Raw genomic sequence first — 231 nt, forward strand, 5'->3', positions numbered from 1 at the left:
ACCTCGCCCTCGGGATTCCGCGGCAGCGTGCCGAAGTCGCGCTCCAGCTCCTCCAGCGAGCCGTAGGCGTCGTCGCGTGGGTACTCCGGGTCGTCGCTCTTCCAGATCGGGATGGGCGAGCCCCAGTAGCGGTTGCGGCTGATCGTCCAGTCGCGGGCGCCCACGAGCCACTTGCCGAACTGCCCCTCCTTCACGTTCTCCGGCACCCAGGTGATCTGCTCGTTGTTCGCG

At 68.4% G+C, this 231-nt stretch carries 1 protein-coding gene; it reads right to left on the reverse strand.

Features of this window, described 5'->3' with window-relative positions:
* Positions 1-231, reverse strand: a 231-nt coding sequence (locus KVS71_RS19350) for a class I tRNA ligase family protein (protein ID WP_217585336.1), incomplete at both ends; no start/stop codon positions are given.

The sequence above is a fragment of the Microbacterium sp. GbtcB4 genome (assembly GCF_019091465.1).
Taxonomy (GTDB): Bacteria; Actinomycetota; Actinomycetes; order Actinomycetales; family Microbacteriaceae; genus Microbacterium; species Microbacterium paraoxydans.